At 65.8% G+C, this 17,446-nt stretch carries 21 protein-coding genes; 10 read left to right on the top strand and 11 right to left on the bottom strand.

The window, feature by feature from the left end:
- Nucleotide 1: 1 nt before the first annotated feature.
- Entirely contained in the window at nucleotides 2-1,114 is a 1,113-nt protein-coding gene (locus tag SLQ30_RS04000) for an NAD(P)-dependent oxidoreductase (RefSeq protein WP_319445524.1), read from the bottom strand.
- A gap of 273 nt (nucleotides 1,115-1,387) precedes the next feature.
- Here SLQ30_RS04000 and rpsP point away from each other — a divergent pair, with 273 nt between their 5' ends.
- From rpsP to trmD, 4 genes are read left to right on the top strand one after another with little or no spacing between them, the layout of a single operon-like run.
- On the top strand, nucleotides 1,388-1,852 hold the full coding sequence (gene rpsP / locus SLQ30_RS03995) for a 30S ribosomal protein S16 (RefSeq protein WP_319445523.1): 465 nt from the start codon (nucleotides 1,388-1,390) through the stop codon (nucleotides 1,850-1,852).
- Entirely contained in the window at nucleotides 1,849-2,091 is a 243-nt protein-coding gene (locus SLQ30_RS03990; RefSeq protein WP_319445522.1) for an RNA-binding protein, read from the top strand. Before rpsP ends, SLQ30_RS03990 begins: the two co-directional genes overlap by 4 nt.
- A gap of 13 nt (nucleotides 2,092-2,104) precedes the next feature.
- On the top strand, nucleotides 2,105-2,626 hold the full coding sequence (gene rimM, locus SLQ30_RS03985) for a ribosome maturation factor RimM (RefSeq protein ID WP_319445521.1): 522 nt from the start codon (nucleotides 2,105-2,107) through the stop codon (nucleotides 2,624-2,626).
- A 12-nt stretch (nucleotides 2,627-2,638) separates the two neighbouring features.
- Nucleotides 2,639-3,325 carry a tRNA (guanosine(37)-N1)-methyltransferase TrmD gene (gene trmD, locus SLQ30_RS03980; protein ID WP_319445520.1) on the top strand — a complete coding sequence of 229 codons (687 nt, stop codon included), beginning with the start codon at nucleotides 2,639-2,641 and terminating at the stop codon, nucleotides 3,323-3,325.
- Nucleotides 3,326-3,329: 4 nt separating this feature from the next.
- Here trmD and SLQ30_RS03975 read toward each other — a convergent pair whose 3' ends face one another.
- Nucleotides 3,330-4,274 carry a hypothetical protein gene (locus tag SLQ30_RS03975; protein WP_319445519.1) on the bottom strand — a complete coding sequence of 315 codons (945 nt, stop codon included), beginning with the start codon at nucleotides 4,272-4,274 and terminating at the stop codon, nucleotides 3,330-3,332.
- A 341-nt stretch (nucleotides 4,275-4,615) separates the two neighbouring features.
- Between SLQ30_RS03975 and rplS the strand changes: the two genes are divergently transcribed.
- From rplS to SLQ30_RS03950, 5 genes are all read left to right on the top strand, one after another.
- Nucleotides 4,616-4,957, top strand: coding sequence for a 50S ribosomal protein L19 (gene rplS / locus SLQ30_RS03970; protein WP_319445518.1), 342 nt, complete (start codon nucleotides 4,616-4,618; stop codon nucleotides 4,955-4,957).
- Between the two features lie 86 nt (nucleotides 4,958-5,043).
- A complete protein-coding gene (lepB, locus tag SLQ30_RS03965; RefSeq protein ID WP_319445517.1) occupies nucleotides 5,044-5,877 on the top strand; it encodes a signal peptidase I in 834 nt (277 codons plus the stop codon).
- A gap of 22 nt (nucleotides 5,878-5,899) precedes the next feature.
- A complete protein-coding gene (locus SLQ30_RS03960; protein WP_319445516.1) occupies nucleotides 5,900-6,661 on the top strand; it encodes a ribonuclease HII in 762 nt (253 codons plus the stop codon).
- Nucleotides 6,662-6,701: 40 nt separating this feature from the next.
- On the top strand, nucleotides 6,702-7,007 hold the full coding sequence (locus SLQ30_RS03955; RefSeq protein WP_102142913.1) for a DUF2469 domain-containing protein: 306 nt from the start codon (nucleotides 6,702-6,704) through the stop codon (nucleotides 7,005-7,007).
- Nucleotides 7,008-7,021: 14 nt separating this feature from the next.
- Complete coding sequence (locus SLQ30_RS03950; protein ID WP_319445515.1) at nucleotides 7,022-7,840, top strand: SDR family NAD(P)-dependent oxidoreductase; 819 nt, start codon at nucleotides 7,022-7,024, stop codon at nucleotides 7,838-7,840.
- A 12-nt stretch (nucleotides 7,841-7,852) separates the two neighbouring features.
- Here SLQ30_RS03950 and SLQ30_RS03945 read toward each other — a convergent pair whose 3' ends face one another.
- From SLQ30_RS03945 to SLQ30_RS03905, 9 genes are read right to left on the bottom strand one after another with little or no spacing between them, the layout of a single operon-like run.
- Entirely contained in the window at nucleotides 7,853-8,692 is an 840-nt protein-coding gene (locus SLQ30_RS03945; RefSeq protein WP_319445514.1) for an SDR family oxidoreductase, read from the bottom strand.
- A complete protein-coding gene (locus SLQ30_RS03940) occupies nucleotides 8,689-9,522 on the bottom strand; it encodes an alpha/beta hydrolase (protein WP_319445513.1) in 834 nt (277 codons plus the stop codon). Before SLQ30_RS03940 ends, SLQ30_RS03945 begins: the two co-directional genes overlap by 4 nt.
- A complete protein-coding gene (locus tag SLQ30_RS03935; RefSeq protein ID WP_319445512.1) occupies nucleotides 9,519-10,733 on the bottom strand; it encodes a TetR/AcrR family transcriptional regulator in 1,215 nt (404 codons plus the stop codon). The genes SLQ30_RS03940 and SLQ30_RS03935 overlap by 4 nt, the downstream gene beginning before the upstream one ends.
- Nucleotides 10,733-12,280, bottom strand: coding sequence for a long-chain-fatty-acid--CoA ligase (locus SLQ30_RS03930; protein WP_319445511.1), 1,548 nt, complete (start codon nucleotides 12,278-12,280; stop codon nucleotides 10,733-10,735). Before SLQ30_RS03930 ends, SLQ30_RS03935 begins: the two co-directional genes overlap by 1 nt.
- A gap of 20 nt (nucleotides 12,281-12,300) precedes the next feature.
- The gene (locus SLQ30_RS03925) at nucleotides 12,301-13,455 is read right to left on the bottom strand and encodes an acyl-CoA dehydrogenase family protein (RefSeq protein ID WP_319445510.1); all 1,155 of its coding nucleotides are present in this window, start codon (nucleotides 13,453-13,455) and stop codon (nucleotides 12,301-12,303) included.
- A gap of 5 nt (nucleotides 13,456-13,460) precedes the next feature.
- A complete protein-coding gene (locus SLQ30_RS03920; protein WP_319445509.1) occupies nucleotides 13,461-14,291 on the bottom strand; it encodes an SDR family NAD(P)-dependent oxidoreductase in 831 nt (276 codons plus the stop codon).
- Nucleotides 14,292-14,338: 47 nt separating this feature from the next.
- Nucleotides 14,339-14,737, bottom strand: coding sequence for a MaoC/PaaZ C-terminal domain-containing protein (locus SLQ30_RS03915; protein ID WP_319445508.1), 399 nt, complete (start codon nucleotides 14,735-14,737; stop codon nucleotides 14,339-14,341).
- The gene (locus SLQ30_RS03910; RefSeq protein ID WP_319445507.1) at nucleotides 14,734-15,192 is read right to left on the bottom strand and encodes a MaoC family dehydratase N-terminal domain-containing protein; all 459 of its coding nucleotides are present in this window, start codon (nucleotides 15,190-15,192) and stop codon (nucleotides 14,734-14,736) included. Before SLQ30_RS03910 ends, SLQ30_RS03915 begins: the two co-directional genes overlap by 4 nt.
- 4 nt (nucleotides 15,193-15,196) lie before the next feature.
- The gene (locus SLQ30_RS03905) at nucleotides 15,197-16,381 is read right to left on the bottom strand and encodes a lipid-transfer protein (RefSeq protein ID WP_319445506.1); all 1,185 of its coding nucleotides are present in this window, start codon (nucleotides 16,379-16,381) and stop codon (nucleotides 15,197-15,199) included.
- A 286-nt stretch (nucleotides 16,382-16,667) separates the two neighbouring features.
- On the opposite strand from SLQ30_RS03905, the gene SLQ30_RS03900 reads away from it, so the two are divergent.
- On the top strand, nucleotides 16,668-17,441 hold the full coding sequence (locus SLQ30_RS03900) for an HAD-IIA family hydrolase (protein ID WP_319445505.1): 774 nt from the start codon (nucleotides 16,668-16,670) through the stop codon (nucleotides 17,439-17,441).
- Nucleotides 17,442-17,446 lie beyond the last annotated feature (5 nt).

Raw genomic sequence — 17,446 nt, 5'->3', positions numbered from 1 at the left:
TTCAGGCGTCCGCTGACGCGAGCACCTCTGGGCCGAACTTCTGCTCGATAAGCGTCCATGGGTCGGCGTAGCGTCCCCGATTCTCCCGCTTGCGCTGCACAGCCAGGATCAGCCGCATCAGCGGGCGGATCAGCGGGCCCAGCAGCTGCACCACGGCGATCTTGCGCCCCTGCGATTCGCGGATCCAAGCCCGCGTCTGCGACCAGTCGTGTTCCTGAAAGTCCAGCAGCGCTTGCGATTCTCTTGTGTCGAAGAAGCCGGTAAAGGCCCAGCCCCTGTCGTCTTCTGGGTCGCCGGGCAGGCTTGCCGACGGGCCGAGTCGGCCGATGCCCATGGTCTCCATCATGTCGTCCTCGAGGTCGCGCTGCGTGCGCCGGTGCGAGTCGTCGCCTGCGATCAGCAGCACCTTGCCGTTGATCGTGTCGCGGCGGTCGACGGCGTTCGCGAACGCGAGTGCGACGTCGCGTCCGTCCACGGTGTGCATCCGGTTGTCGCCGGGCGTCGCGCGCGTCAGCACGAGATGGTCGCCACTGATGGTCGAGGTGCCGTCGGGTGAGATGACGCCGCCCAACCTCAACATCGCGTAGGGCAGCCCACTTTCGCGGACGATCGCTTCGGCCAGCATCTTGTCCTCGCCGTACTGGTCGATCGGCTTGATGGGAGTCTCGGGTGTGATGGGGTCGGGGTAGCGGTACGGGTTGATCGACCCGTACACCGAGGCGCTCGACGCTTCGACGAACAGCGGCGGCTCGGAGAGCGTCGTGGCAGCGTCGACGACGTTGCGGGTGCCCTCTACGTTGACCTTCCTGGCCAGCTTCGGATTGCGGTAGGACGTGGGCGCCAGAATCCCTGCGAGGTGCACGATCGCGACGGGTTGGTGTTCGGTCACCAGGGCGCGGATCGCCGCCGCATCGGTCAGATCGGCATACGCGGGCACCAGCGTTCCCGGCCCAGCGTGCTCGGCAAGCCCCGCGGCGGTGGCGACGGACTTGTCACCGGGCAGGTCCAACGCGATGACGGTGCGGCCGCGGCCGAGCAGAATCTCGGTGCAGCGACTGCCGACCTGACCGAAGGCACCGGTCACCAGCACAGTTCCAGGGTTCGCGTCATCCATGCTCAGAGCGTGACAGTTCTACCCGAACTTGTAAATTCAATGAGGTTGAGGGCTCGCCACGATTTCGTCGTCAGCGAGGGGTTCTGGCACAATGGGCAACTGTCTGACGGGCGACACTGTTCGATGCGCGATCCGCAAGCTCCTCGCTGAGGTTCGATGCGCGATCCGCGCTCGATGCGCTGCCCTTCGGTCACACACGCGAGGCAAAACCGGACCGGGCAATCTGCCCGAGTCGCTGAATTGCAGCGTGGCAACGGAAAAGAGATGTCAGTCATGGCTGTCAAGATCAAGCTCACCCGGCTCGGGAAGATCCGCAACCCCCAGTACCGCATCGCCGTCGCTGACGCGCGCAACCGTCGCGACGGCCGGTCCATCGAGGTCATCGGCCGGTACCACCCGAAGGAAGATCCGAGCTTCATCGAGATCGACTCGGAGCGCGCGCAGTACTGGCTGGGCGTCGGCGCTCAGCCCACCGAGCCGGTCCTCGCACTACTGAAGATCACCGGTGACTGGCAGAAGTTCAAGGGCCTGCCGGGTGCCGAGGGCACGCTGAAGGTCAAGGAGCCGAAGCCGAGCAAGCTGGATCTGTTCAACGCCGCGCTCGCCGCCGCTGACAACGCGCCCACCGGCGACGCCGTGAAGCTGAAGACCAAGAAGGCTCCCAAGAAGGATGAAGGCGCCGAGGCCACCGAGTCCTCTGACGCCGAGCCTGCCGCCGACGCACCCGCTGCCGAATGAGCTCCGTCGTCGTCGACGCGGTCGAGCACCTGGTTCGCGGAATCGTCGACAACCCCGATGACGTCCGCGTCGACATGGTGACCAGCCGTCGCGGCCGCACCGTCGAGGTCCACGTGCATCCCGACGACCTCGGAAAGGTCATCGGTCGTGGCGGCCGCACCGCGACTTCGCTTCGCACGTTGGTCGCGGGCATCGGCGGGCGTGGCATCCGCGTCGACGTGGTGGACACCGACCAGTAGTTCGGTACCTCTCATGGACCTCGTCGTTGGGCGGGTAGCCAAGGCTCACGGCATCGCGGGCGAAGTCGTTGTCGATATTCGCACCGACGATCCGTCGGCACGCTTCGTCGCGGGTAAGACACTGCGGGGCAAGCCAAGTCGCGGTGGAGTCGAACGGCCCTTCGTCGTGGAAAGTGTGCGTCAACACGGCGGGCGCTTACTGATCAGGTTGTCAGGCGTCGAGGATCGCACTGCCGCCGATGCGCTGCGCGGGACGCTGTTCCTCGTCGACGTCGCGGACCTGCCGCCGATCGAGGATCCCGACGAGTACTACGACCATCAGCTTGAGGGGCTTACCGTGCATACGGTTTCCGGCGCCGAGGTCGGAGTCGTCACCGAGGTCTTGCACACGGCCGCAGGCGAACTGCTGGCCATCAAGCGCGCGAGCGGAGCCGAGGTGTTGGTGCCCTTCGTCGGTGCGATCGTGACGTCGGTTTCGCTGACGGACCGAATCGTGCAGATCGATCCGCCCGACGGCCTGCTGGAACTTGAATAGAGCCGCGAAGCCATGCGCATCGACGTCATCTCCATCTTTCCCGACTACCTCCAACCGCTGCGACAGTCGTTGCCCGGCAGGGCGATCGACACGGGGATCATCGAACTGGGCGTACACGACCTGCGCCGCTGGACCTACGACGTCCATCACTCGGTGGACGATGCGCCCTATGGCGGTGGGCCGGGCATGGTGATGAAGGCGCCCGTGTGGGGGGAGGCGCTCGATGAGATCTGCACTGCCGATTCGCTTCTCGTCGTCCCAACGCCAGCGGGCAAACTGTTCACCCAAGCCGACGCGCAGGACTGGAGCGCCGAGGCGCACCTGGTATTTGCGTGCGGACGCTACGAGGGCATCGACCAGCGGGTCGTCGACGACGCCGCCCGCCGCATGCGGGTCGCCGAGGTGTCGATCGGTGACTACGTGCTGCCCGGTGGCGAATCCGCCGCCCTCGTCATGATCGAGGCGGTGGTGCGGTTGTTGCCAGACGTCCTGGGCAATCCCGTTTCACATCAAGATGATTCGCATTCGGCGCAAATGGAGGGCCTGCTCGAAGGGCCGAGCTACACACGCCCGTCGACCTGGCGGGAGCTGGACGTGCCGCCGGTGCTGCTATCCGGCGATCACGCGAAGGTCGCCGCGTGGCGACGGGAACAGGCAGTGGAGCGCACCCGCGAGCGCAGGCCCGACCTACTCGACTGACACGCTAGATGCGCCCGCCGGGGAACATGGTCTTGACGGCCTCGGTGATGGTGGCGCGCGCATTGTCTGCGTTGGTGGGTTGCATCGAGCTGATCGCCATCACGTAGCGCCGGTCCGGGCCGATGACGCCAGTGGACAGATGCATCCAATCGGAGCCGACACAGCACATCCAACCCTGTTTGACGGCAACGGGTTCGGCGTACAAGCCCTCCGGGATGCCGAACCGCTGCGGGTACACGCCGCCAGGCACCATCCCGTCCGGCGCCGTCGGTGTCGACGCCGCGAGGTTGGACAGAATGACGTTGGCCTGCTCGGGCGGTAGGCCGCCGGTGCCCGCCAGCATCATGTCGTAGTAGCGCACCAGGTCGGTGACCGTGCTGGTGGTGTTGAACCACCGGCCGTCGTTGGGCGGAGTCGTCGAGCTCAGCCCGTAGCGGGCGACCACCCGGCTGATGATCGCGCTGCCTCCGCTGCGGTTCCAGAACTGTTCGGCGGCGCTGTCGTCCGAGGACCGCAGCATGACGTCGAGCTTGTCCCGATCGTCCGGGGATAGTTCGGTCTGGCCCTTGGACACCTGCAGTAGGAGGTCATCGGCGATGAAGAGCTTCACCACCGAGGCGATGGCGATGGTGGTGCCGCTGTGGTTGGTGATGAGTTGGCCGGTGTTGCGATCGAGCACGGCAACGGTGATGTCGGCGCCAGAGTCGGAGGCTTCGGCAATGGCCTGCTGCTCGCGCGACTGAAGGTTGGCGAACGCGGCGACGGCTTGGTCCGGCGGGGCCTCGGGCAGCGGGGCCAGGCTGCCGAGGGGTGCGACGACCGTCATCTGAGGTGCTCCCGAAGATACGGGCGGAGTGCCGTACACCTTGGCCTCGCAACCCGCACCGATGATCGCTGCCCCGATCACCGTGACGTTGACCATCAACAGCTTTGACGGCCGGCCGAACATGGCCCTCCTCATAGGCGTCGTGAACGATGTGCCGGGCGTCGATGAGCCGCTACTTTGGATCACTCACAACCCCGATGGCTCACCATAACTGGTGAAGGGGCGTGGCGCGTCCTTGGGCGCACCAGGTGTTACACGAGATGTTCACTGTGATTTCACACGGCGCAGGGTGGTGCGAAACGGCACGATTTCGCCGCATGGGCCCGGTCTGGCACAATTAACCAGTTGTCTGCGCACGCCGGGGGCTACCGCTCCCATTTGATGCGAGATAAAGCAAGGTACGAAGACATCGGCTCGGCGACGCATTGCGCCCGCAGCCCGCGAACTACAAGGAAGTGTCACCGATGAACACGCTGGACTTCGTCGACCAGACGTCGCTGCGCGACGACATCCCAGCCTTTGGCCCGGGCGACACCATCAATGTGCACGTCAAGGTCATCGAGGGCTCCAAGGAGCGCATCCAGGTCTTCAAGGGTGTCGTGCTCCGCCGTCAGGGCGGTGGCGTCCGCGAGACCTTCACCGTCCGCAAGGAAAGCTACGGCGTTGGCGTCGAGCGCACCTTCCCGGTGCACTCGCCCAACATCGATCACATCGACGTCGTCACCCGCGGCGACGTGCGCCGCGCGAAGCTGTACTACCTGCGCGAGCTGCGCGGCAAGAAGGCGAAGATCAAGGAAAAGCGCTGAGCCTGCGCTGTGATCGCCCACCAGCGACCAGCGAAACGGGGCTTGCGTGGCGCTGTTCCATGCGCCGTGCTGGCTAGTCTGAAGCCGTGACCGAAACCGCTGACGACGCCGACGCACATTCCGCCGACGCCGAGGTTCCCGACGAACCGGCTGCGCCACCACCTCCGAAGGAGTGGAACGCCCGTCGCGTCCTCGTAACCGTATTCACCAGCGAGGCAGTGATCCTGCTCAGCATCGCGCTGGTGCTCTACTACGTCACGTTGACGTTCATCGCCCGGCCCTACCTGATCCCGTCCGAGTCGATGGAGCCCACGCTGCACGGCTGCAGCGGCTGCGTCGGCGACCGCATCATGGTGGACAAGGTCACTTACCGATTCTCCAGCCCGGAGCCCGGTGACGTGGTCGTGTTCAAGGGCCCGCCGAACTGGAGCATCGGATACAAGTCGATCCGCTCGGACAACACCGCAGTCCGCTGGATGCAGAACGCGCTCTCGTTCATCGGATTCGTGCCGCCTGACGAGAACGATCTGGTCAAGCGAGTCATCGCGGTCGGAGGGCAAACCGTGGAGTGCCGCGCCGACACGGGCTTGACGGTCGACGGGAAGAAGCTCGACGAGCCGTACCTCGACCCGACGACGATGATGGCCGACCCCGCGATCTACCCGTGCCTCGGCAACGAGTTCGGGCCGGTCAAGGTCCCGAACGACCGGATTTGGGTGATGGGGGACAACCGCACGCATTCGGCCGATTCCCGCGCACACTGCAGCAATCTGCCCGCCGACGCACAGAAGGGGTTGCTGTGCACCGGCGACCCCATGGCAGGCACGGTTCCGGTCGACAACGTCATCGGCAAGGCCCGGTTCATCGCCTGGCCGCCTGGCCGATGGGGCCGCGTCGTCGCGACCGACCCCCAGCACTGATTTCAGACGGTAGGAGTTCTTCGTGCCGGCGACCTGGCCGCCTAGAACGGTGATCCGCAAGTCTGCGGGCCTGCGCACCATCGAATCCGCGCTGTACCGCAGCGGACTGGGTCCGGTGGCGGGCGTCGACGAGGTGGGGCGCGGCGCATGCGCGGGGCCGTTGGTGGTGGCCGCGTGTGTCTTGGGCCCGAACAAGTTGGAGAGCCTGGCTTCGCTCGACGACTCCAAGAAACTCAACGAGCGCGAACGTGAGCGGCTGTTTCCGCTGATCCGACGTTATGCGTTGGCCTACCACGTGGTGTTCATTCCATCGACCGAGGTGGACCGGCGCGGCGTTCACGTCGCGAACATCGAGGGGATGCGTCGAGCGGTCGCCGGGCTGCCAACGCGGCCCGGTTACGTGTTGTCCGACGGCTTCCGGGTGCCCGGACTCCCGATGCCGTCGTTGCCGGTGATCGGAGGCGACGCGGCGGCAGCGTGCATCGCCGCCGCCAGCGTGCTTGCGAAGGTGAGCCGGGACCGGCTCATGGTGGCCATGGAGCAGGACCATCCTGGCTACGGCTTCGCGCTGCACAAGGGGTACTGCACGCCGACACACACCGCCGCGCTGGCCGAACTGGGTCCCTGCAGCGAGCACAGGTTTTCGTTTGTCAACGTGCGCCGAGCGGGTAACCGGACTTTCCAGGGCGAGCGTAGCGACGGGAAATACGAAGTGGTGATCCGAGCCGGGGCCGACGATGAAGTGCCGGATTCGGAGCCAGCGCAGCGCCGTGAGTTCGCGTGAGGAAAGATGTGCCCAACCGACCAGAAGGACCACTGACTAGATGAGTGCCGAAGATCTCGAGAAGTACGAAACCGAGATGGAGCTCTCGCTGTACCGCGAATACAAGGACATCGTGGGGCAGTTCAGCTATGTCGTGGAGACCGAGCGTCGGTTCTACCTCGCCAACAGCGTCGAACTGGTGCCACGCAACTCCGACGGCGAGGTCTACTTCGAACTTCGGCTCGCCGACGCATGGGTATGGGACATGTACCGTCCCGCTCGCTTCGTCAAGCAGGTCCGGGTCATCACCTTCAAGGACGTCAACATCGAAGAGGTCGAGAAGCCCGAACTCAGGCTGCCCGACTGAGACCCTCCGATGGCATGACCGACGAACGGACACCCGTGGCAGTGGTCACCGGGGCCAGTCGAGGCGCTGGCCGCGGCATTGCGGCTGCGCTGCTCGAGGCGGGTTGGCTGGTCTACCTCACCGGCCGGACGGTGACCGACGTCGGAGCCAGGGGCATCGCCGTTCGAGTGGACCACCGGGACGACGCTGCGGTGGCCGCGCTGTTCGAACGGGTCGCCGCCGAGCGCGGCAGGCTGGATCTGCTCGTCAACAACGCCGCGGTGATCCACGACAAGCTGACAAGCCCGAAACCGTTCTGGGACAAGCCACTTGAACTGGGCGACGTGCTCGACGTCGGGCTGCGTTCGGCGTACGTCGCGTCGTGGCACGCTGCGAAGCTCATGGTGGCAGCCGGCCCACAAAGGCAGCGCCTCATCGCGTTCACCTCGTCGCCAGGATCGGTCTGCTACATGCACGGGCCGGCGTACGGGGCCCAGAAGGCGGGCATCGACAAGATGGCCGCAGACATGGCGGTCGACTTCGAGGGAAGTGGCGTCGCGACCGTCTCGATCTGGATGGGCATCCTGCTGACGGACAAGTTCCGCAGCGCCTTCGACGGGCACCCGGACGCGCTCGCGGAAACCGCCAAGCACGCCGAGACGCCGGAGTTCACGGGACGGCTCATCGACGCGCTGTGGCGGGACCCGGCGCTGTCCGAACTCAGCGGGCAGACGGTCATCGGGGCCGAACTCGCGACGCGCTACGGCATCGTCGACGAGGACGGTCGGAAACCGCCGTCGCATCGCGACATGCTGGGTGCGCCCAGGACACCGTCCCCCGTCGTGGTGCGCTGAGGCAGGACTGGCTCAGGCCTCGATTCCCCTGGCGCGGTCCTCGTAGGCCTTGCGCGCGGCCTTGTCGACGTCCTCGAGGAAGACGTGGTCCATGCCGAGTTTGCGGGCGATGAATTCGCCCGCGGACTGAGGGATGAACTTCATCGACGCGATGACGAGGCCCGCGGCCCTGGTCACCGCCACCCGCGCCCCCGGCTTCGTGATGATGCCGATGATCGCGGTGGCGATGTCCTCGGGTTCGGCGTTCCTCAAGAGCTTCGTACTGGTGGTGCCAGCGATGAGCTCGGTGTTGGTGAATGTGGGCAGCACCGACGAGAAGTGGACGCCGGTGTCGCGGTACTCGATGCGGGCCGAGTCGGTGAACCCGAGCACGGCGTACTTGCTGGCGCAGTACGTCGCAAGCCCAGGTGTCGGGCTTTCGCCTGCCAGCGACGCGATGTTGATGACGTGGCCACTGCGGCGCGGCACCATTCGTTGGGGGGCCAGCTTGCTGCCAAGGATGACACCGTACGTGTTGATGTCCAGGATCCGGCGCGTAACCGCGTCGGGTTCCTCGATCACCTTGCCCGCTGGCATGATTCCCGCGTTGTTGATCAGGACGTCGAGGGGACCGAGCTGCCGTTCGACGTCGTCGAGGAACGCGGCGAACGACTCTGGGTCGGTGACGTCGAGCTTGCCGTAGACGTCCAGGCCGAGATTAGTTGCCGACGCCTTCAACTTGGCTTCATCGACGTCACCAATGGCGACCTTTGCGCCGAGTTCGTGAAGGGCTGTCGCGGTGGCCAAACCGATTCCCCGTGCGCCACCGGTGATCACGATCACCTTGTTGCGGATGGCGGTGTTCGCCGTCATTTCGTTCCCCCGTCGATGAACTGCAGAACGTGTCGTGCCAACGTGGACGGGTCGTCGAGTTGGGGGCAGTGTCCCGAATTCGGCAGCACGACAAGGGTGCTGGCCGGTACCGATTCGTGCAGTCGCTGGCTGGCGTGCACGGGGATGATGCGGTCCTTGCGGCCATGGATCACCAGCAGCGGACATCTGACGTGTTCCGAGTCGTAGCCACCGGCGGTCTCGAGTGCGACCGCGCGGGCATCCCCGAGCAGCCGACGAACGTGCGCCTGGTCGGGAGCCTGGACGGTGAAGCGGTCGAGCACTCTGGGGTCGGCCTGGGCGGGATTCGCGTACAACAACCGAGCAAAGACGCGGCGAATCGTTCGGGGGTACAAGCCTTTCGGGATCGGCAGTCGATGCTCGAGGACCCGAAAGGGATCTGCGCGCCGACGGCCGAGGCGCATCAAGAAGTGCGACGCGAGGATGGGTTCGTCAACGGCGATGGCTCCGTGGATGTTGGAGGACCCGCGCGCTGCGGCCCGCACGGAGACGCACGCCCCCAACGAGTTTCCCATCAGGATGACTGGCCCGGTATCGGCGATCACGGCGTCGATGAATGCGTCGAGCTGCGGCATGATCGGGCCCGGTGCGCGTGCCTCCGCACGACCGAAACCGGGCATGTCGACGGCGAAGGCCGCCCGGCCGGCCGCGTCGAATTCGGTCAGCAGAGCTCGCCAGGTGTCGACGCCATCGGCGAATCCGTGCAGTAACGCGATCGGTGGTCCGTCGCCCGCGACGGACAGCCGCCGGGTGTGCACACCGTCGAAGCAGACCCGGTCCTCGGTGATCATCGGACCGGCGAGTCGTCAGCGGTGGCGAGGAGTTCGGTGCCGATGGTGACCAGCGCGGACTCGACGTCGGTGCGCTCGCGTACTGACGGAACGAGGGCGATGTCGTTCATCATGGTTTGTGCGGCCTGCACCCGGATCCGGGCGGTGACGGCGTCCCACTGCGGGTGCACTTCGCGCAGCAGGTTCACCCACTCGGCGATGTAGGCATACTGGGCGGCTCGAGTGCGGTGGCGTTGCGGTTCGGGGAGGTGTCCGGCTTCCGAGACCAGCACCGCGATGAGCTGAGGGTTGTCGAGGACGAACGCGCAGTAGCTGCCGAGCAGGCGGTTGAGCCCGTCCCGTGGATCCGAGGCCGCGGCGAAGGCGCGGTTCATGTCCATCCGAAGCCACTCGTCGCCGCGCAGCATTGCGGCGACCAAGATGTCCGACTTGGCCGGGAAGTGGTTGTACACACTGGGCCCGGCGATACCGACGCTGGCCCCGATGTCTTCGGTGCTTACGCCGCTGAAGCCGTTGGCCGCGAACAGTTTCGTCGCCTCGGTGAGGATCTTCTCGCGCCGCGACTGAGTGCGCAGGGTCGGAGGCTCTGCATTCCGCGCCGATACCGATTCGAGCGGCGGTATCGGTGCGTCGATCGCCGTGGCGATGAGTTCGCCGAGCAAGGTGGTGAATGCCGGTTCGGGCAACGCCAGGCCGTGAAAGGACACGCTCGTCGCGACCGCGAGTCCCGACCAGGCCAGCAACTGAGCCTGGGCGGAGCTGAGTTCGGGTCGGCGCGTATGGAGATAGGCGGCGAACCGGCGGCCGAGCTGATTGACCGCGGCCTGAATCTCCGCCCGGTCGGCGGGGGCGAGCTGGCGCGCTTCGCGTTGCCACAGCACCCCGACACCGCGGTGCTGGAGCACCACCGTCGCCAATGCGTGGACGACGTCGGGCGGTTGCGCGTGCTCGGCCGCGGTGATGGCGTCGTCGAGTGTGTTCAGCGCGTCACCCACCACGGCGGCGAGCAGGCCTTGCTTGCCACGAAAATGCCGATACAGTGCCGACGGACCGATCGCGACTGCCTCGGCGACGTCGCCCATGCCGACTGCCGCGTATCCGTTGCGGGAGAACAGCTCCGTTGCGGCGTCGAGGATGAGCTGCCTGCGGTTCGCGGGGCGGGTCCCGCGCGCCGGCGGGGCCACGGAGCGCTGCGTTGGGCCTGCCGTCATCAGGACACCTGGTTTCCAGAGTCGCCCCAATACCGTTTGCGGAGTTCGCGTTTGAGGATCTTGCCGGCGCCGGACATTGGGAGTGAGTCGACGAAGTCGACCGTGCGGGGAGCCTTGTATCCGGCGATGAGTGACTTGCAATGCGTGCGGATCTGGTCCGCGGTCGCCTGCTGGCCGGGAAGCAGCACCACCACGGCGTGCACGCGTTCACCCCAGTCGGGGTCGGGCACGCCGATCACCGCGCACGCCGCCACCGCCGGATGCCCGGCCAGCGCATTCTCCACCTCGGCGGAGTACACGTTCTCACCGCCGGTGATGATCATGTCCTTGATCCTGTCGACGATGAATATGTATCCGTGCTCGTCCATCCGGCCGCCGTCGCCGGTGTGCATCCAGCCGTCACGGATCGCTGCGGCCGTGTCGTCGGGCCGGTTCCAGTAGCCGAGCATGACGTTGTCGCCGCGCGCGACGATTTCGCCGACCTCGCCGCGCGGTACCTCGTTGTCGTTGGGGTCGACGATGCGGACCTCGACGTGCGGCGCTGCCCGGCCCGCCGCCCGGCACAGGGCCGGGTCGTCGTGATCGTCCGCCGTCAGGATTGCCACCACCGGAGCCATCTCGGTCATGCCGTAGCCCTGCGTGAAGCCGGCCGTGGGAAATACCTTGCGGGCCCGCTCGAGCAGCGCTTGCGAGATCGGCGAGGCGCCGTAGGTCAAGTGCACCAGGCTGGACATGTCGCTGTCCGCGGTGTTCGGATCATCGACCAGCATTTGGATCATGGTCGGCACCAGCAGGGCGTCCGTGACCGCGTGCTCCGAGATCGCCGTTGCCACGTCGGACGGAGTGAACATCGGCACGATCACGTGGGTCGAGCCGACGAGACATCCACAGGTCCACGCACCGATGGCCGCGAGGTGGAACATCGGTGCCGCGTGCAGGAGCCGCCCGCCGGGTGAGACCATCTGGCCTGAGGCGAGGCCGCCCAAGGCCGAGGTGAGCACGTTGTCGTGGGACAGCATCACGCCCTTGGGATGACCAGTAGTGCCGCCGGTGTAGAACACGCCGAGCAGCTGGTCGCCACCGGTGCGGGTGTCCTCGACCGGCGCGTGCTCCGCGATCACCGTCTCGTAGCACAGCGCGCCTGCCGGCAGTTCGCCATCGCCGCAGTGGATTACGGTCGTGAGGCCCGGAAACTGTTCGCGCAGTGCTGGAATCACGGGCGCAAAGGCGTCGTCGACGAACAACACCCGGGTGTCCGAATCAATCAACGAATAGGCGATCTCCGCGGGGCTCCAACGGATGTTCACCGGATTGACTGCGGCGCCCATCCATGGCACTGCATAGAAGTACTCGTGATAACGGTCGGAGTTCAGTGCGAGGATGCCCACCCGTTCGCCGCGTTGCACACCCAGCCCGGTCAGCGCACCGGCAACGCGGGCGATGCGATCAGCCGACTCGGCCACCGTGCGGATACGGTCGCGGTAGATCGTCGCCAGCTGCTCGGGATTCTGCTGCAGGTTTCGGTGCAGCGACTGGGTCAGATACATGTCGGCTCCTCGGAACGGCGCTACAGCGAGCGCGCGATCAATTCCTTCATCACTTCGTTGGCGCCGGCGTAGATCTTCTGCGCCCTCGAATCGACGAACATCCGCGCGATCGGGTATTCCAGCATGTACCCGTAGCCGCCGAAGAGTTGCACACATCGGTCGATTACGGCCACCTGCATGTCGGTGACCCAGGCCTTCGCCATCGAGGCCGTCGTGGCGTCGAGCTCACCGCGCAGGTGGCGTTCGATGCAGTCGTCGACGAACACCCGGGCAATCCGCGCGATGGTCGCGCACTCGGCGAGCTCGAATCGGGTGTTCTGCATCTCGAAGAGGGGAGTGCCGAACGCGTGGCGGTCCTTGGTGTACTTGACCGTTTCGTCGACCGCGCTCTGCAGCACCGCAGTGCCCCAGACCGCGACGACCAGCCGTTCGTGGGCCAGCTGCCGCATCGCGTAGCCGTAACCCGCGCCCTCTTCGCCGAGCAGGTTCTCGGCGGGCACTAGGACGTCGTCGAAGAACAACTCGGCGGTGTCCTGGGCCTTCATCCCGACCTTCTCGAGTACGCGACCGACCCGGAAGCCGGGTACGTTCGCTGTTTCGAGCACCAAGAGCGACACTCCCTTGGCGCCCGCCGTCGGGTCGGTCTTCACGACGAGCACGATGAGATCAGCTGAGCTGCCGTTGGAGGTGAAGGTCTTCGCTCCATTGAGTCGGTAGTGGTCTCCCTCGCGGATGGCGCTGGTGCGCAACGCCTTCAAATCGGACCCACCGCCGGGCTCGGTCATCGCGATGGCGCTGACCAGTTCCCCGGTGGCCATGCCCGGCAGCCAACGCTGCTTCTGCTCCTCGGTGCCGTAGGCGACGATGTACTGGGCGACCAACCCGCTGTGTACCTGGTTTCCGAATCCAGTTTCGCCGCAGGCGGCTTGGGCCTCCATGATCGCGAACTCGTGCGCGAGCGTTCCGCCGCCGCCGCCGTACTCCTCAGGGATGGAGGCGCACAGCAGGCCGAGTTCGCCGGCCTTGTACCAGAACTCGCGGTCCACGCACTTTTGCGCGGCCCAGCGCTCGCGGTGCGGCAGGGCTTCGGTCTCGAAGAACTTGGTTGCCATCTCCTTGAGGGCGATGATGTCGTCGTCGACCCAGGCCGACCGGTAAGCGGTGGTGGTCACCATCGGCCTTAGAAGCTGAAGCCGCCGCCGCAGACCAAGGTCTGGGCGCTGACGTAGTCGGACTCGGGGAGGCAGAACAGGTACACGGCTCCCGCCGCTTCGGCCGGTGTGCCGCCGCGTCCAAGGGGCACCATCTGCTCCATCGCGGCGAGCAGGTTCGGATTCACGCCGACCTTGATCTCGTTGCCGGCGACGTCGATCGTGCCGTCGCCATCGGCGGGGGTCTCGGTCAGTCGGGTCTTTATCAGGCCGAACGCCACCGTGTTGACGGTGACGTTGTAGCGGCCCCACTCCTTGGCCAGTGCCTTCGTCAGACCTGTCACGCCGGCCTTGGCCGATGAGTAATTAGCCTGTCCGGCATTGCCGCCCGTGCCGGCAAGCGAGGAGATGTTGACCACCTTGCGGCAGGGGATCGGCTCCCCGGCGGACTTGGCCGCCTTTACTGCGGCGGCGATGACCGGCTGTGCAGCGCGCAGGATCCGGAACGGAGCCTTGAGGTGCACGTCGAGGATGGCGTCCCACTGCTCGTCGGTCATCTTCTGGATCACCGAGTCCCAGGTGTATCCGGCGTTGTTGACGATGATGTCCAGCCCACCGAAGTCGTCCACGGCGGCCTGCACGAACCGCTCGCCGAAGTCGGCGTCGGTCACGCTGCCGACGCAGGTGACGGCCTGCCCGCCCGCGGACTCGATCGCGGCGACGGTGTCCTTCGCCGGCTCGGCGTCGAGGTCGTTGACCACCACCTTCGCGCCTTCGCTCGCCAGCTTCAGTGCGATCTCGCGCCCGATGCCGCGGCCCGAGCCGGAGACAATGGCGACCTTGCCATCAAGAGTTCCCATGATATGTAAGTCCTTTCAGTTGGGGCGAGCGAAGCGACGGGGAAATGTCACAGTGCGACGACGGCGTCGCCGGTGAGTGTGACGGTGCCGTCATCGAGCGTGACGGTGAGTTCGAGTGTGGCCAAGCCGTTGTCGATCGCGACAACCTTGCCGGTGGCGGTCGGCTTGCCGTAGAGCGGCGTGATGGCGGCGAAACGTACCCGATAGCTGCGAATCGCCTGCGGGTCAACCCAATCGGTCAGTAGCCGACCCAGGTATGCCATCGACAGCATGCCGTGGACGAAGACGTCGTCGAGGCCCGCCGATTTCGCGACGTCGATGTCGATGTGCATCGGGTTGTGATCGCCTGATGCACCCGCGAACAACGCCAGCGTCGTCCGGGATACCGGCTTGACCTCTAGGGGTGGCAGCTCGGTGCCGACCGTGATGTCCTGCGTGGCGGTCATGCGACGGGCTCCGGGTTGCGTACGACGATCACGGTTTTCAGCTCGGCCACCAGGTCGCCGTTCTCGCGGGTCACCGCGGAGGCCTTCTCGATGAAGTCCAGCGCACCGCCCTTCTTGCTGTAGACGTTGCCGATCCGGGGAGCGACCGTGAGCACGTCGCCGGCCACCGCCGGTGAGTGGTAGGTGAAGGACTGCTCACCGTGCAGCACTCGACGCAGGTCGACGCCGATGTCGGCCAACCACGCGAAGGCGTCAGGGCTTTCGAGTTCGATGCCGAACAGGAACGTCGGCGGCACCGGCAAGTCGCGGTGGCCCGCGGCCTTGGCCGTCTCGAGGTCGGTGAACACCGGGTTGGTTTCACCAATCGCCTTGGCGAAGAAGCGAAGCCGACCCGCATCCACCGTCATGGTGAGCGGCGGAAACTCCTTCCCGATCACACTCTGGTCCACGGACATCGATTCAGCTCACCTTCTCGTAGAGGGTCACGACGGCGGCGCCGCCGAGTCCGATGTTGTGCTGCAGCGCGAGCGTGACGCCGTCGACCTGGCGCGCCTCGGCTTGCCCGCGCAGCTGCCAGACCAGCTCGGCGCATTGCGCCAGACCGGTTGCGCCAAGCGGGTGGCCTTTCGATAGCAGTCCGCCCGACGGGTTCGTGACAACTCGGCCGCCGTAGGTGTTGTCGCCGTCTGCGATGAACTTCTCGGCGGTGCCTTCCGGCGTTAGACCGAGGACCTCGTATGTGAGCAGTTCGTTGGTGGTGAAGCAGTCGTGGAGTTCAACGACGCGGATGTCCTCCGGGCCGATGCCTGCCGCCTCATAGACCTGATCAGCGGCGGACTTGGCCATGTCGTACCCGACCACCGTCATCATGTCGCCGGAGAACGTCGACGCGAAGTCGGTGGCCATGGCCTGCGCTCTGATGACCACCGAGCCGTCGAGGCCGTTGGCGTCGGCGAAGTCGGCGCTGCACAGAATTGCGGCCGCCGCCCCGCAAGTCGGCGGGCAACACTGCAATCGCGTCAGGGGACCGAAGATCGCTGGAGACGCCAGCACATCCTCGACACTGACCGGGTCGCGGAACACCGCGTAGGGGTTGTTGGCGGCGTGCTTGCGTGCCTTGACCGCGATCTGGGCGAAGACCTTCGGGTCCATTCCGTACTTCTCGGCGTATGCCGCGCCGGCGCCGCCGAAGTACTGGGCGGCCATCGGCGCTGCCTCGTCCCAGTCCTGCAGCGCCTTGGTGGCGTCGTCGAAGCGGGTGAATGCGCTTGGCCGGTCGGTCCACATCGAACCGAGCGCCCCGCGCATCATCTGCTCGAAGCCGAGCGCCATGACGCAGTCGGCCGCGCCTGTCTCGATTGCCTGCCGCGCCAAGAAGAGCGCGGACGAGCCAGTCGAACAATTGTTGTTGACGTTGAGGATCGGAATTCCGGTCTGGCCCAACCCGTATAGCGCGGCCTGCCCGGACGTCGAGTCGCCGTACACGTAGCCCGCGTAGCCCTGCTGGACGCTCGGGTATTCGACGCCCGCATCGTCGAGCGCCTTTCGCGCAGCCGCCTCGGCCATCACCTGGTACGACTCGCTGTTCCTGGGCGTGGTGAAGGGAACCATCCCGACACCTGCCACCACGACGCGCTTGCTCATCGTCACTCCCGTCTTTTAAACTAACGAATATTCACTTAGTACACCACGATGGGTGTGAACGTTGCAAGGGCGATGACATAACAGCTGTTAAAAGCAAAATACGGTCGCGTCATGTCGGCCGCCCAGCCGTAATAGTGGCCCTTTCAAAGCTACGAAGTGTTCATATAGAACGAGGTCGCGGGTTGCGTGATCCGCTGTGTGGGTGGCTGGGAGATCGCGTCGTGCGGGGGATCCGTCGCATCGGCGTTCAGCTGAGGAACTAACTTCGAGTTGAGACACTGGTTCGATGCGCACCACACCGCAGTGCTGGTTGACCGACATGGACGGCGTCCTCGTACACGAGGACCATGCCCTGCCCGGTGCGGCCGAGTTCCTTGCGAAATTACGCGACCGTGCTCGACCCTTTCTGGTGCTGACCAACAATTCGATCTTCACCCCGCGTGACTTGGCCGCTCGTCTGCTGCGGTCCGGCCTGGAAGTCCCCGAGGCCGCCATCTGGACCTCGGCGCTGGCCACGGCAGCGTTCCTGCATGACCAGTTGCCTGGGGGATCGGCCTACGTCATCGGTGAGGCCGGTTTGACGACGGCGTTGCACGAGGTTGGCTACACGCTGACCGACACGGGTCCGGACTTCGTGGTGCTCGGGGAGACACGAACGTATTCGTTCGAGGCGATCACCAAGGCCATCCGGCTCATCGGAGGGGGTGCCCGCTTCATCGCGACCAACCCCGACGTCACGGGACCTTCTGCGGAAGGGCCGACGCCCGCCACCGGGTCGGTCGCCGCGCTCATCACCAAGGCCACCGGACGCGAGCCGTACTTCGTCGGCAAACCGAACCCGATGATGTTCCGCAGCGCGCTCAACCGCATCGAGGCGCACTCGGAGAACACCTTCATGGTGGGCGACCGAATGGACACCGACGTCGTGGCAGGCATCGAGGCCGGGCTGGAGACCATCCTGGTGTTGACCGGATCTACCAAGGTCGAAGACATCGAGAAGTACCCCTTTCGGCCCAGCAGAGTGCTCGACTCGATCGCGGACGCCGTCGAGCTCATCTGAGCCGT

This window comes from Mycobacterium sp. RTGN4 (assembly GCF_033804635.1).
Classification (GTDB): Bacteria; Actinomycetota; Actinomycetes; order Mycobacteriales; family Mycobacteriaceae; genus Mycobacterium.
The sequence above is the reverse complement of the archived record's forward strand: the minus strand, read 5'-3'. Positions and strand labels throughout refer to the sequence as shown.